10 protein-coding genes and 1 pseudogene are annotated in these 14,292 nt (G+C 45.1%); 7 read left to right on the forward strand and 4 right to left on the reverse strand.

The window, feature by feature from the left end; translation table 11 throughout:
• Window positions 1-163 (forward strand): annotated as a pseudogene (locus tag G519_RS53890) (IS110 family transposase); the annotation flags it as partial.
• Window positions 164-360: 197 nt separating this feature from the next.
• On the opposite strand, the gene G519_RS0110295 reads toward G519_RS53890, so the two are convergent.
• Both G519_RS0110295 and G519_RS0110300 read right to left on the reverse strand, forming a co-directional pair.
• The gene (locus tag G519_RS0110295; RefSeq protein ID WP_029194607.1) at window positions 361-1,245 is read right to left on the reverse strand and encodes a carbohydrate ABC transporter permease; all 885 of its coding nucleotides are present in this window, start codon (window positions 1,243-1,245) and stop codon (window positions 361-363) included.
• 24 nt (window positions 1,246-1,269) lie between these two features.
• Window positions 1,270-2,214: an ABC transporter permease gene (locus tag G519_RS0110300; RefSeq protein WP_051253306.1), complete on the reverse strand. Its 945-nt coding sequence runs from the start codon at window positions 2,212-2,214 to the stop codon at window positions 1,270-1,272.
• Between the two features lie 258 nt (window positions 2,215-2,472).
• Between G519_RS0110300 and G519_RS0110305 the strand changes: the two genes are divergently transcribed.
• Together G519_RS0110305 and G519_RS0110310 are read left to right on the forward strand one after the other, a co-directional pair.
• Entirely contained in the window at window positions 2,473-4,731 is a 2,259-nt protein-coding gene (locus G519_RS0110305) for a helix-turn-helix domain-containing protein (protein ID WP_029194609.1), read from the forward strand.
• 123 nt (window positions 4,732-4,854) lie between these two features.
• On the forward strand, window positions 4,855-5,622 hold the full coding sequence (locus G519_RS0110310; RefSeq protein WP_029194610.1) for a peptidoglycan-binding protein: 768 nt from the start codon (window positions 4,855-4,857) through the stop codon (window positions 5,620-5,622).
• Window positions 5,623-5,668: 46 nt separating this feature from the next.
• Here the strand turns inward: G519_RS0110310 and G519_RS0110315 are convergent, their stop codons facing one another.
• Window positions 5,669-6,700 (reverse strand): anthranilate phosphoribosyltransferase, encoded by a 1,032-nt coding sequence (locus G519_RS0110315; RefSeq protein ID WP_029194611.1) that lies wholly within the window; start codon window positions 6,698-6,700, stop codon window positions 5,669-5,671.
• Window positions 6,697-7,347, reverse strand: a complete 651-nt coding sequence (locus tag G519_RS42545; RefSeq protein ID WP_051253307.1) for an ANTAR domain-containing response regulator — start codon at window positions 7,345-7,347, stop codon at window positions 6,697-6,699. Before G519_RS42545 ends, G519_RS0110315 begins: the two co-directional genes overlap by 4 nt.
• A 464-nt stretch (window positions 7,348-7,811) precedes the next feature.
• Here G519_RS42545 and G519_RS42550 point away from each other — a divergent pair, with 464 nt between their 5' ends.
• From G519_RS42550 to G519_RS42555, 4 genes are all read left to right on the forward strand, one after another.
• The gene (locus tag G519_RS42550; protein ID WP_036632608.1) at window positions 7,812-9,053 is read left to right on the forward strand and encodes a nitrate/nitrite transporter; all 1,242 of its coding nucleotides are present in this window, start codon (window positions 7,812-7,814) and stop codon (window positions 9,051-9,053) included.
• A 243-nt stretch (window positions 9,054-9,296) separates the two neighbouring features.
• Window positions 9,297-11,723 carry a nitrite reductase large subunit NirB gene (gene nirB, locus G519_RS0110330; RefSeq protein ID WP_036632610.1) on the forward strand — a complete coding sequence of 809 codons (2,427 nt, stop codon included), beginning with the start codon at window positions 9,297-9,299 and terminating at the stop codon, window positions 11,721-11,723.
• 29 nt (window positions 11,724-11,752) lie between these two features.
• Window positions 11,753-12,103, forward strand: a complete 351-nt coding sequence (nirD, locus tag G519_RS0110335; protein WP_064743424.1) for a nitrite reductase small subunit NirD — start codon at window positions 11,753-11,755, stop codon at window positions 12,101-12,103.
• A gap of 76 nt (window positions 12,104-12,179) precedes the next feature.
• The gene (locus tag G519_RS42555; protein WP_051253308.1) at window positions 12,180-14,288 is read left to right on the forward strand and encodes a molybdopterin oxidoreductase family protein; all 2,109 of its coding nucleotides are present in this window, start codon (window positions 12,180-12,182) and stop codon (window positions 14,286-14,288) included.
• The last annotated feature ends 4 nt before the right edge of the window (window positions 14,289-14,292 follow it).

Here is a 14,292-nt window from a genome sequence, read left to right on the forward strand (position 1 = left end):
GGTATTTGCGCAGTACTATAGCCTTAAGAAAGCGGAGCCGGCCAAATACGCCGAAAAACGTGCCCTTGCGCTTACAGCTCGTAAATTGGTGCGGTTGGTCGACTATCTGCTTCGAACCAACCGACTCTACGAACCCAAGGAGGTGATCCGACAACAGAAATGACATAACCTTACTCAACCATTCCACCTATTATTTTGGAAATTAGAAAATATTTCCATATAACCAAAATAGGGTGGGTTTAGTTTCGTGCGGCCTTTTTTAGGCTCACCCCCTAAAAAAGTTACGGTTCTTCAAGATTTTTTCCAATTAAGGTCTTGACATAGTACCGCTGCTCTCATGGATATGTAATCGGTACTCTCTTATCCTTTCACGGATCCCAACATCACCCCTTTCGCAAAATGCTTTTGCAGAAACGGATAGACAAGTAAAATCGGGATTGTTGCGAGCAGGACAGCAGCCATGCCAATCGTCTCGGCGGGGGGCGGGTTTTGAGCCAATCCCATTAGGTGACCATCAGAAAGTGTCCCTGAAGCTTGCTCCAAAATGACGATTTGGCGCAATATGACCTGTACGGTCCATTTGGCTGGATCACTAATATAGATTAGTGCAGAGAAATAAGTGTTCCAGTTGCTTACCGCATAAAACAAGCCAAATGCCGCGAGAGCCGGCTTAGAAAGCGGGATGATAATGCGGGAAAAAATTTGTAAATCATTTGCACCATCCATGTAAGCCGCTTCCGATAAATCTTGAGGGATACCCATGAAAAACTGCCTCATCACGATCAGATTGAACGAGTTGATCGCACCCGGAATGATAAGCGCCCAATAAGAATTGAGTAAGTGTGTTGCTTTTACCACTAAGTAGGTTGGGATAATTCCTGCACCGAAAACAAAGGTAAACAGCACAAGGAATAAATAAAAGCGTTGGCCCCATATTTGACGCGACAGCGCATAAGCCATCATGGAAGTCAGCAGTAGACTTATCAATGAACCAATGATCGTTACGAAGACGGTAACGCCAATCGAACGGACAAACGCTTTGGATTCAAAAATGTAATTGTAAGCATCGAGCACCCATGTCTTCGGAAACAGCTGTAATTCCTTTTGTACAAATTCAGCGTAAGACGTAAATGAAGTAACAATCATATAATAAAACGGAAACAGCATGATCAAACTAATCACAATAAGTATAAACGCATTGAGCGCATTCATCGACTTACTTCGCCAACTTAAATATGAATTCATTCCCTTGACCTCCCTTTCTAACGATTAAAAGACGCCTTCTTCACCGAATCGCTTCGCCAAACGGTTTGCCCCAACAATCAAGATCAAGCCAACAAACGATTTGAATAGACCTACCGCAGTCGCAAAGCTAAAGTCTGATTGTTCGATACCTTTGTAGTAAACGAACGTATCCAGCACATTGCCCATTTCTCTGTTAAACGGATTAATCATCAAAAAGATTTGCTCAAAACCAACATCGAGGACGCTCCCGAGTCGTAAAATTAACAAAATGACAATCGTGCTGCGAATAGCCGGCAGCGTAATATGCCAAATCTGTCTAAGGCGACTTGCACCGTCGACAACAGCCGCTTCGTACAAGCTTGGGTTCACAGCAGACAAGGCCGCGAGGAAAATAATCGTACCCCAGCCAGATTCTTTCCAGATCACTTCCAAGACGATCAAGGGCATGAACCAGCCTGGCTCCTGCAGAAAGGGAATCGGCTGCATCCCAAATACATGAGATAATAGTTGATTCGCAATCCCTTCTGATTTGAGAAATACCGTTGCAATTCCAACGACCACAACCCATGATAGAAAGTGAGGCAAATAAATGATGGATTGAATAATGCGCTTCAGCTTCTCGCTGCGTAGTTCATTTAGCATAAGTGATAACAGAATAGAAAAAGGGAAGGCAAAAACAATCTGCAAAAAGGACAAGTAAAGCGTGTTCCAGATGACACGGATCACTTCGCTATCTTCAAAAATCTTCTTAAAATGTTTCATCCCAACCCAATCGCTATGAAGAAATCCTTTAAATGCACTGAAATCCTGAAAGGCGATAATATTGCCCAGCATAGGAACGTAGCGATAAATAATGAAATAAGCAAGTCCCGGCAGAAGGAGCAGATACAAATATTTCTCTTTCCATAGTCTGGTTGCGAGCGATTTGTTTTTCTTCTTCACAATTCTATTTTCTGTGATTATTTCCATTGTCTTCCCCCTTGTATTTATGTACTATAAAAAGATCACGTAGGTAGGTGTAACCGTTTTCAACTAGATGATAGGTGCTGGAATAACGTCGAGCTACGGGACCATTAGTCGTTGTTGCTATATGACCCATACTAATCAGAAAGATGAGAAGAGACTATCCATAAAATTTTCATTACCCATCATTTCTTCGAAAAATCTGTAAAAAAGCACAATTTTCAATAAAATAATCACTCTTATTCCGAAGGAGGATTCAAGAACATGCGAAGAATACGACAGTTGAAACTCAATACCCGCTCTATATTTTTCAAATTGCTGATAAGCTTCCTAGTGATCATCCTCCTGTTTGTCTCGTTTAATTTATTTTCACTCACATTTTTCAGACAGAGCGTACGTGACGAACTGATTAAATATAACGATACCAACATGTCCAATACGACTCACGACTTTGAAGAATATTTTCAACTGCTGAACAGCATCATTGTCAATTTGTACTTGAACAAAAACCTACGGGATTCAGATTCAGCATCCATCGATTATGTCGCCGCTAATCATGTGATTGATGATCTGCGAAACACGGTCTCTAATCCCCGTTTCTATTTAAATAACTTGTTTGTGTACGATATCAAACATTCACTTATTCTCGAAAAAGCAAGAGGAGCAAGTCCAGAAGCGATATTCTCCCAACTCTATACGAATCCCGGCTACACCTATGACTTCTGGAAACGGGAATTTGCTCAAAAAGTCTATTTCAAAATGTATCCGGCAGCTACCTTTACCGAGGCGCCTAATCTTAGTCCCGTGTCGCAAACCGGCCTTGTTTTTCCTTTAATGATAAAAAGCGATTTTTATCCCGACTATATGATGCTTGCCTTTATCGATACCAATAGGTTATACAAGGCGTTCCATCAATCGATCAACGATAACTTTTACATGTTGGACAATCAAGGGCATCCTTTGTTCTCGTCCGATTCAACCAGTCGGCATCAGCTTCCGGTTTTGGAACCAGGTAAAGATTGGATCAAGGAAAACGGCAATTACTATTTTTATAAAAAAGGGGAGGTCACTGGATTTACGTACGTCAATATTGTCCCGGATGCCGCGATTTCGTCCCAGATATTCCATTTGAATATGACGCTGATTGCGCTTCTCGTCATTTCGGTCCTAATCAGCATTGCAGTGTCCATCTTTTTTAGCATGAGGTTTAACAATCCGGTTAAAAAAATAGTAGATTCGATTCGGCATTTTAACGAAAAAAATACGCTCGCCAAACACACGAACGAATTTGACCTGATTAAAGAAAATATTGGTTTTATGTTGAAATCGAATCAGGATGCCCACATGAACTTGGAGAAAAAAACATCACTTCTACGTTATTATGGTTACATGAACCGTTTAAAACGTATCCATGGTGATCCCAATGAGATCCATGCTTCCGATGAAATGAACCAGCCGTTTCGCTTTATCTTGTTTCAACTAACGTTCAAAATGCAGTTCTCTCAGGATATAAGCGAAGAAAAGGAACGCGCCACCTATTATATTAGGGAGTATGTCAATCAAGCGATGGGCAAAGAATTGAATGATGCCCATACCTTTCAAATCGAAACGGATCAAATATTGTCTATTGTGTATATCAACGATCAGACTCAACAGTGGATGGAAGTTTTAAATACGATTAAGCATGTTCTGGCAACCGATAAGGACTACTTTTTTTTCACAATAGCCGTTAGTGATTTATATGAACACTCTTCTGAGCAGACTTCTGCCTATGAACAAGTCGTGAAATTGATCAAACATCGCCCATTTGACGATGAGACAAGGATTTTATATGACGAGGACGTGAAAGAGGAGTCTTTCTTGCTCCCAGGTACCATGGAACAGGAAATCAACGTCAACCTGCAGGAAGGAAACGATACCCTGGTCCTACAAACGCTGCGTCGGGTTCTTAAGCAAATGAAAAAGAAAGAGGTGAGCACGCCTGTTTTCTATCGGTTTGCGGAGGAAATCACAGATAAAGTCCAGCGAATGCTAAACTCTCTGAATCTGGAAACAAACCAAGTGGCGAGTTCGGCGAAATCGATCCGGCTCATGCATACCACCCAGGAATTGGAACAATATTTCGAGATGATACTGAACGAAGCAGGTCGGTTGATCCGGTTGAAAAAGGAAGAACACGACCTGATCGTGAGCTTTATAGTGGACTATTTGCAAGACCATTACTCGGAAGACATCACATTGGATCTAATAGCAGGAAAACTTAATATTACTGGCGGTTATTTATCCACTTATTTTAAGGAAAAAACAGGAACCAACTTCGTTGACTTCGTTAATGAATTCCGCATCAAGCAAGCCGTTCATTTGCTTCTGCAAACGGATATGAAAATTCAAGATATTGCGCTTCAAGCAGGCTATCAAACCATGAGTTCCTTTAACCGTATCTTTAAAAAGTATCTAGGAGTTACGCCAAGTGAATATCGAAGAAACAACATCCAGCTGGGCGAGCGTACGAGTGCTTATTGAAAATAACGGCATCCAACCCATATTTCATTATTATGGATAATAGTCGTGAATTTGGTCATTCTAATGCTATCGTCCACTGTGCGACGAATGATACTGAAGACGACGGGGAGTGAACGTAAACGCATGTTACAGGGTAAAAAAAAGCATGTCTGGATTATTCTAATCTGTATCGCATTGTTCTGCTCATCCACAACCACCGCTTTTGCCTATGGTAAAGGGGCAAAGGGACCTGATGTCTATGCGGTGCAAGGGATGCTGAAGTCACTTGGCTACTATAGTGGACCAATTACGGGCTACTATGGTAATCAAACTTCATTAGGTGTTAAAGCGTTTCAAAGCAGATATGGCCTTCCTGTGACTGGGAATGTAGATGATCAAACGCTGCAATCCATCCTGTGGGCTTATGGTAATTTAAAAATTCCCAAGAAGCCGACACCACCAACACCAGCTCCTCCGCCAACTACACCTAAGCCTACACCTAAGCCGCAAGTTCCATCGACTACGGAATTAACGGTGGAGGAGAAGCAAATGCTGGATTTGGTTAATAAGGAGCGTGCTGCTGTGGGGCTTTCGCCACTAGCTGTCGACCCGGCCCTTACCAAAACGGCTAGGCTTAAAAGTCAAGATATGGTCGATAACAACTACTTCTCCCACGACTCACCGACGTATGGCTCGCCATTCGATATGATGCAGAAATTCGGTATTACGTATAACGCGGCGGGAGAGAATATTGCTTGCAATCAAAGTGTCCAAGCGGCTCATGAGGCGCTGATGAATTCTGCAGGACACAAAGCGAATATTCTTAGCAAAGATTACACCCATATTGGGATCGGCATCGTAAACGGCGGTCCGTGCGGTAAAATGTTTACCCAGCAGTTTATTGGAAAATGAAAATGAAAAAAGAGCCCTTTGGGGCTCTTTTTTTATAAGTATAAAATTAGGTTGCAGATACGGGCTTAATCGCTTCCGTCCACTCGGTGAATTTTTGTAGGGCAGCCCCTTGCTCAATCGCATGTCGGGCCAAATAAATACCTTCTTCAATGGACCCAGCTTTCTGGGAAACCCATAGACGCACAGCGCTGTTCAGTAAAACCATATTCAAGTAGGGGAGCTCGGCATCTCCGCGAAGAACGGATAATGCCGTTTCAGCTTGCAGCTGAGCCGTCCATTCCATCTCCGGCACTTCGACCATTAATTCGTAAATCTCTGGATCAACAATGAATAATTCACTGGAACCCTCTTGAATAAGGTATGTCCGTGTGCGCTTGTCAACGGAAAGGTCTTCGGAGCCTTCCATGCCTTGCAAAACAATACCGCGAGAGACGCCCAATTCGATTAATAAATTGGTGATTTTCTCGAACACAGTACCATGAAACACGCCGACAGCCATGAAGGGTGCTTCCGTAAAGCGCAGCAGTTTCTCTGCTGTGTTGAACACGGTCCGCAGCCCGAGTTCCTTGCGCAGTTCGCGCAGCTCTCCGAGCGGTGCACACCAGCTCTCCGTTGGTGCGAACAGGAAGCCAGTTCGCGCTGCAGCTGATATGAGCGCTTCGCGTGACGCGTCAAGCGCGGGTACATCAAGAGCTGCTAGCACGTCGGACAGCGTAATGCCCCATTTTGGCGGCATGCTTGGGCTGCCGTGCAGCGTAGTGGGAAGTCCGCAGGCCGCGAGAACGAACGCGGTCGGTAAAGTCGCGATGAACGTACGCGAGCGTCCATCATAAGGTCCGGCACAATCCATGCTGCCGGGTATTGGATAAGTATTAACGCGCTGGCGCAAAGCATCGATGAAGGCCTTCAACTCTTCAGGGGATTCCATTTTAATGCGTTCTGCAACGAGAAAAGCACCCATTTGAGCCTGTGTTGCGGCTCCGGTTAGAATGAGCTCCGCTGCTTGGGAAGCCTCTTCATAGGTAAGATCTCTGGCTCCGCGCTTTCCTCGTCCTACTTCTTTTAATAATGATATCATCGTTTGCGACCTCCTTGATTCTGATCCTTTAGTATTTGATATACCTTGACGATGGAGGTAGCGACGTCTACCATACGTTTACGTTCATTCATGGCTTGTTTACGCAGAAAATCATAAGCTTCCGCTTCGGAGATGCCCTTGATTTCACATAAGATTCGCTTCGCTTGATCGACCCATTTGCGTTCCTCCAGTTTGGAGAGAAGCTGTTCGCGCTCTTGATGCCATTCAGTTCGCCTAAAGTAATGATTCACACCAAGGAGCAGTGCACAGTGAATTTCTAGAGGACTCATCGCAGAACCGATTAAACCATCAATACCCGCATCCATTCTACATTCATTAGAAGGGAAAGTGCGAGCATCACACCACCAGAAAAGGGGGAGGCTGCGATGAGCAAGCACACGGGAGCGCCATGGCTCTACTTGATCAGGGCCTACGGATAATAATACCGCATCGACCTTGGGAATCATAAATGAAATTTCTTTTTCATTAGATGCTGCATATATACGAAATCCCAAATCCTTCAGCATTGCTTCAGGCAAGGACTCCTTTTCGTTATCCGTAACATTCAGCTCGGTAGTCGACGACGAGGAGGAGGTAGCTGAGCGAGTTGGTTTAAACTCGTCGATCAGTATAAATGATTGTAACATTTGAATACCTCCTATCATGGATAGCTTCTTACCAAATGGTAACTTCATGTAAGGTTTTCTTGATGAAATGATTTATTATACGGCATTACTATAGCATATGACCTTAAATTTTGTCGATATGGCAGAGGGAATCTCACATATAAAATTTTTGTGTTATGTTTATTGACACGACTCGGATGTCATACTATAATCAAATTAGAAACTGGCACAATGATGTGCCACTAACGAAGGCAATGGCGCCTATCCCCTTACAAATACGTAACCGGATAGGCTATTTATGTTCTATTTACAGAAAATCATCTAACATGCTGTTCACGATGATGTGGCAGCAGTGGCAAAGAGGCCGATAAGCATCCCACACACATGTTGGGGTATGTTTGTCGGCCTTTTCTGTCAAAGAATAGTCAAACATGTCTGGGTAGGAAAAAAGAAGGCGAAAAGCCTCACAAAAGGAGAGGGAAAGCATGGTTGATCGGAAAAGTTTTATGCAAGTGGGGCACAAAGGGTCATTGTTCAGTTCATTCTTATATTTTGACATGAGCTTCATGGTTTGGGTTCTTCTTGGGCCGCTAGCGGTTATTCTCGCTAATGATTTTCATCTAAATGCTGCTGAAAAAGCGAATCTCGTTGCTTTGCCTACCTTGGGTGGAGCCGTACTTAGATTGGTATTGGGTGTTCTGACAGATAAGATAGGTCCTAAGCTTACAGGACAAATCGGACTAACGTTAACCTTAGTACCTTTATTCTGGGGTTGGCAGTTTGCAAACACGATGGGGGATATGTACTTCGTTGCTCTAATGCTGGGTATTGCAGGAGCAAGTTTTGCGGCAGCATTACCACTTGCTAGCAGCTGGTACCCGCCGCAGTATCAAGGTTTAGCGATGGGAATTGCAGGGGCAGGCAATAGTGGAACGATCTTCGCTACCTTATTTGCAAACCGAATAGCGCAGCATTATGGAGATTGGCATGTTGTTTTCGGTATTGCGATGATTCCGATTGCGTTAACCTTAATCATCTTTAGTGTACTGGCAAAGGATAGCCCGAATAAACCTGCGCCGAAAACGATTGCGGAATACGGCAAAGTATTGAAACAGAAAGATTCCTGGTTGTTCTGTATTTTATATAGTGTAACGTTTGGCGGATTCGTCGGAATGGCCTCTTACTTGACCATATTCTTTAATTCCCAATACGGTCTCTCTCCGGTTCGTGCAGCAGATTTTACAACTTTATGCGTAATCGGCGGCAGCTTCTTCCGACCAGTAGGCGGCTGGCTGGCAGACAAAATTGGCGGCATTCGGATGTTAATGGTCTTGTACGGTGTTGTCGCTTTGATGATGGCTGGCATCTCCACACTGCCATCACTTTCCTTAACTACGATTATGCTCTTCATCGCCATGATGGCTTTCGGTATGGGGAATGGATCCGTTTTCCAACTTGTTCCGCAGCGTTTCAAGACGGAAATTGGTGTTATAACTGGAATCGTTGGAGCAGCAGGCGGCTTGGGCGGATACTTCTTACCCAAGATTCTCGGTAACTTGAAACTAACGACAGGTTCTTTTACTCCAGGATTCCTAATTTTAAGTGCGATTGCGATTACATGTCTCTTGTTGATCGCCATTGTGCAAGGTCAATGGAAACGCACTTGGATCGGTGAAGGCGGCAAAGTGAAGGTAGCTCCAGCTTCTATGGATAGTGTGCATGCTTAAGTAACAGCTTCAAGCCGCTGGTCGTGTGGCCAGCGGCATAAAAGTAAAGCCTTTGCTCATGCAGCTTGAGTATCCAGGCTGCATGCGCAAAGACGTTTACTTGCTTACCGTCTTTGGAAGTTCAAATCGAACTTCTCAAGCTCCATATCCCAATTTGTCATTTGGGGGCGTGAGCTCCCGAATGGCCCTTTTTTCAGCAAAAATGCACCTTTTAATAGTAAACGGATGGGAAGGATGATCACAATGACAGTCAAGAAAGAGAAGTTGGTCCTGGTCGGAAATGGAATGGCGGGCGTTAACGCTGTTGAACATTTACTTAAACTTACACCTGATAAATATGAGGTTACGATTTTTGGCAGTGAACCGCATCCGAACTATAACCGAATCTTGTTGTCCTACGTACTTGCGGGTGATTCCAAAGTAGAGGACATCGTCATTCATCCATATGAATGGTATGCGAATAACCACATCACCTTGCATACCAACCAAACCATTATAGACATCGATACAACAGCTCAAACCGTAACGAGTGATAAAGGACTGACGGTATCTTATGATAAATTAATTTTGGCCACAGGGTCTAACCCCTTTATGATTCCAATGCCTGGCGCTGATAAAGAAGGGGTTATGGCATACCGAACCATTCGGGATTGTGAAATTATGATCGAGTCCGCTAAAAAGTATAAAAAAGCGATCGTGATCGGTGGCGGCTTATTAGGATTAGAAGCGGCGAGAGGTTTCCTTAACTTAGGTATGAAGGTTGATGTTGTTCATATTGTAGATACAATTATGGAGCGTCAGCTGGATCGAACAGCGTCCAAAATGCTGCAAGCAGCGCTTGAAGAGCAAGGTATCAACTTCTTGCTCGAGAAGCAATCCGCAGAAATCGTGGGCGGCAAGCGTGTAACTGGTTTAAAATTCAAAGATGGTACTGTTGCTGAGGCTGATCTTATCGTTATGGCTGTTGGGATTCGTCCCAATGTTGAACTTGCGAAAAAGGCTGGCGTTGAGTGCAATCCTGGCATCGTCGTGACTGATTATTTGCAAACGAGCGTTCCCAATATCTATGCGGTTGGGGAATGCGCGATGCATCGAGGTATTGCTTATGGATTGGTAGCACCGCTTTACGAGCAAGGTGCTGTGCTTGCTAAACATTTGGCAGGCGTGGAAACGGGTCCTTATGAAGGATCTATCCTTTATACGAAGCTTAAAGTATCTGGTGTTGATGTATTTTCAGGCGGAAAGTTCGGTGATGCGGAAGGTACGAAAGCGATTCGCATTCATGATGAGTTCACCGGTGTATATAAGAAAGTTGTGATTAAAGACAATAAAATCATCGGTGCCGTTCTTTTCGGAGATACAGCGGATGGTACGCGATTGATGCAAATGATTCGGGAAGAAACAGATATTAGCGGCATGGGGAAAACGGCGATATTGACGGATGGCTCAAGTGGAAGCGGTGGAGCGTCATCAGGAGTTGCTGACATGAAAGACGATGCCATCATATGCGGTTGCAACGGCGTTACAAAAGGAACGATTTGTTCAGCGATCAAGGATCAAGGATTAACGACAGTAGATGAAGTGAAAAATTGTACGACAGCTTCTCGTTCTTGCGGCGGTTGTAAACCACTGGTGAGTGACTTGTTGGCATTTACACTAGGGGCTTCCTATGATAAGAATGCTGCCAAAGAGACAATATGCGCTTGTACAGACCATACACGGGATGAAGTCGTTACAGCGATTCGTGAAAAAGGGTTATCCCATGTGCGTGAAGTGATGAACGTTCTTGGCTGGAAAAATGAAGAAGGCTGCTCGAAATGCCGCCCTGCGCTCAACTATTACTTAGGCATGGTAAGCCCTGAGACTTATAAGGACGATAGTACTTCACGGTTTGTAAATGAGCGTATGCATGCCAACATTCAGAAGGATGGTACGTATTCGGTTGTTCCACGGATATATGGCGGTGTAACAAATCCTACGGAATTGAAGCGAATTGCAGAAGTAGCCGAGCAGTTTAATGTTCCTACTGTGAAGTTTACAGGTGGACAGCGTTTAGACTTACTAGGTGTGAAGAAAGAAGATCTTACCGCGATGTGGGAAGCCTTGGATATGCCTTCTGGTTATGCTTACGGTAAAGCCTTACGGACGGTAAAAACGTGTGTGGGAGAAACTTTCTGCCGATTCGGCACGGGTGACGCGATGGGCGTAGGTATAGAGCTTGAGAAACGTTTTGAACGCTTGAACACACCTGCCAAAGTGAAGCTAGCTGTATCTGGATGTCCTCGAAATTGTGCGGAATCAGGGATCAAAGATTTAGGCGTCGTTTCGGTTGATGGCGGTTGGGAGCTTTATGCCGGAGGAAATGGCGGTGTGAAGGTGCGCGTGGGTGACCTCCTGACTACTGTTAAGACGGAGCAAGACATTATTGAATATACAGAAGCTTACCTGCAGTACTATCGTGAAACGGGTAAATATGGTGAACGCACAAGCGAGTGGGTGCACCGACTTGGTATCGAGCATATTCGTGATGTGGTGGAGAATGAGGAAGAGCGCAAACAATTGTGTGCTCGTATGGATCTAGCGCTTTCTGTGACGAAGGACCCTTGGAAACAAGCGATTGATAGCAAAAAAATTCAACGTGACCTTTATGAAGTTGTAGAGCTTAACTAGAAAAAGAGGAAAGTCGGGAGGAGCAGACTATGAAAACACAAGAAGAGCAAATGATTTGGGTGCAGGCCGTTTCTTATGATGATTTAGCTGTTAACACAGGAAAAACAATTCGGTATCAAGGCGAAGAGGTAGCACTATTCAAGCTGAAAAGCGGCAAGCTTCAAGCCATCCAGAACCGCTGTCCGCATAAAGAGGGCGTCCTTGCAGAAGGAATTGTATGTGATGACCACGTCTTCTGTCCGATGCATGATCGCAAGATTCATCTCCCTTCTGGTCTTGTTCAAGCTCCGGATACGGGCTGTGTACGAACGTATTCAACGAAAGTTCATGATGGAACGGTATTTATTGGATTTCCGATAAACAAAGAATTAGCCTGCTAACGCTTTATTGACCGCATAGGCACATTCAGATACATGGAGATTTCATAGAGAGCTTTATCATCGGGGGTGGGGTGCGTTGAAATCAGCACTATTGACTTTACTTAAAGAACAACCCTCCTCCCATTGCTGCTTTTGCAGCATGCAGTGCGGATTGGAGATTATGCCGAGTGAGAAGACGTCAGGTCTCACGATTAAACCAAGCCCGAACTTTCCTGTGGCGACTAGCCGTCTTTGTCAGAAAGGATTGAATGCACTGGATCATGTGCTTCATGCCGATCGGATACTTGAGCCATTGTCTAGGGAGCTTGGTGAGCCACGGTGGTGGCGAACTGTCTCTTGGGACCAAGCGTTTGCAGACATTGCTGAACGGATTCAAGGACTTCAAGCGACATATGGCCCTGATGTTATTGGGGTGTATGGCGGAGGCTCACTTACGAATGAAGTTAGTTACTTACTTGGTAAGTTTACCCGAGTAGCACTAAGGTCCAAATACATTGATTATAACGGTAGATACTGTATGTCCTCAGCGGCCGCAGCCAGTAATCAGGCTTTCGGGATCGATCGCGGGATGACAATGCCTCTAACCGAAATTCCAAATGCGAAATATCTCATTCTTGCAGGAACGAATATTGCGGAATGTCAGCCGACGATGATGCCTTATTTACTTGAAGCGAAGAAAAAAGGCGCAGTGATCGTTACGATTGATCCGCGTAATACGATGACTTCGAAGGTAGCGGATATCCATGTTCGACTTCAACCGGGATTCGACTCTGTATTTATAAACGGACTCCTACATGTCATGGTGGAGGAGAAACTCGTTCACAATCGATTCATCGAAGAACGTACGGTTGGGTTTGAACAATTGAAGGAGGCCGTTAAGCCTTTCACCCCAGAGAGAGTGGAGGAGCTAACCGGCGTTCTAGAAGCCGTAATTCGTACGATAGCTCGTGGATTCGCGAAGGCGGAGACAGGGATTGTGCTCACAGCACGAGGCTTGGAACAGCAAGTGAACGGGGTAGAGAACACGCTGAATTACATTAATTTAGCCTTGATCACCGGCAAAATAGGGCGTAAAGGCTGCGGCTATGGCGCCGTAACGGGCCAAGCGAACGGGCAAGGCGGACGCGAGCATGGGCAAAAGGCGGACCAACTGCCGGGCTATCGGCTAATCGAAGACCCAGCTGCGCGTGAGCATGTTGCCAAGGTATGGGGCATCGATCCGAGCGAACTGCCGGGTAAAGGGGTTTCTGCTTATGAACTGCTGCAAAAGATAGATGAAGGTGAGATCAAAGCCTTAATCGTCCTCGGATCGAATCCGCTCGTATCCAGTCCGAATAACCGAATGGTGGAGCGGGCGCTGCAGAAGCTGGATTTGCTTGTTGTCGTTGACATGTTCGAAACCGAAACAGCTCGTTATGCCCATTATTTGCTGCCAGGGTCATCCTTTGCGGAAGCAGAGGGTACGATGACCAATTTGGAAGGACGCGTGTTTCACCGCCAGAAAGCGATGGAGCTTCCGGGAAACAGCAGACTTGATTTCCACATTATTTGTCAGCTTGCGGATGCGCTAGGCCGGGGAGCCTACTTTCAATATGCGGGTATTGAAGATGTGTTTCGCGAGTTAGCAGCTGCTACGGCTGGTGGGAAAGCCGATTACAGCGGCATTACGTATGAGCGTCTTCAGGAGGAGAAGGGCATATTCTGGCCTTGTCCAGCTCCTAATCATCCGGGAACGCCGCTATTATTTGAGAATCATTTCAATCATTCCGATGGCAAAGCCAGGTTGTTCGGTATTCAGCCGAAAATGCCGGCAGAACCCATTGATTCGGATTATCCCTTCGTGTTGACAACGGGGCGGCTGGCGAATCATTATTTAAGCGGCGTACAAACGCGCCGTACGGAAGCATTAAACAAGAAGGCTCCCGTTCCAGTCGCCGAGATCCATCCTTGGCTGGCTAAGCGAATTGGACTGGGAATGGATAACAAGGTACGCTTAACGAGCCGCCGTGGATCCTTGATTTTCGACGTCAAAGTAACCGAAGGCATTCAGCCTCGCACGGTGTTTGTGCCCTTTCATTGGGGTGATGAGCACTCGATTAATGTATTAACGAATGATGCGCTGGATCCCACGAGTCGGATGCCGGAGTTTAAAATATGCGCAGTGAAAGTGGAGCGTGTCGAGTAGACCG

Origin of the sequence: Paenibacillus alginolyticus DSM 5050 = NBRC 15375, from assembly GCF_000422905.1 — a bacterium.
Taxonomy (GTDB): domain Bacteria; phylum Bacillota; class Bacilli; order Paenibacillales; family NBRC-103111; genus Paenibacillus_E; species Paenibacillus_E alginolyticus.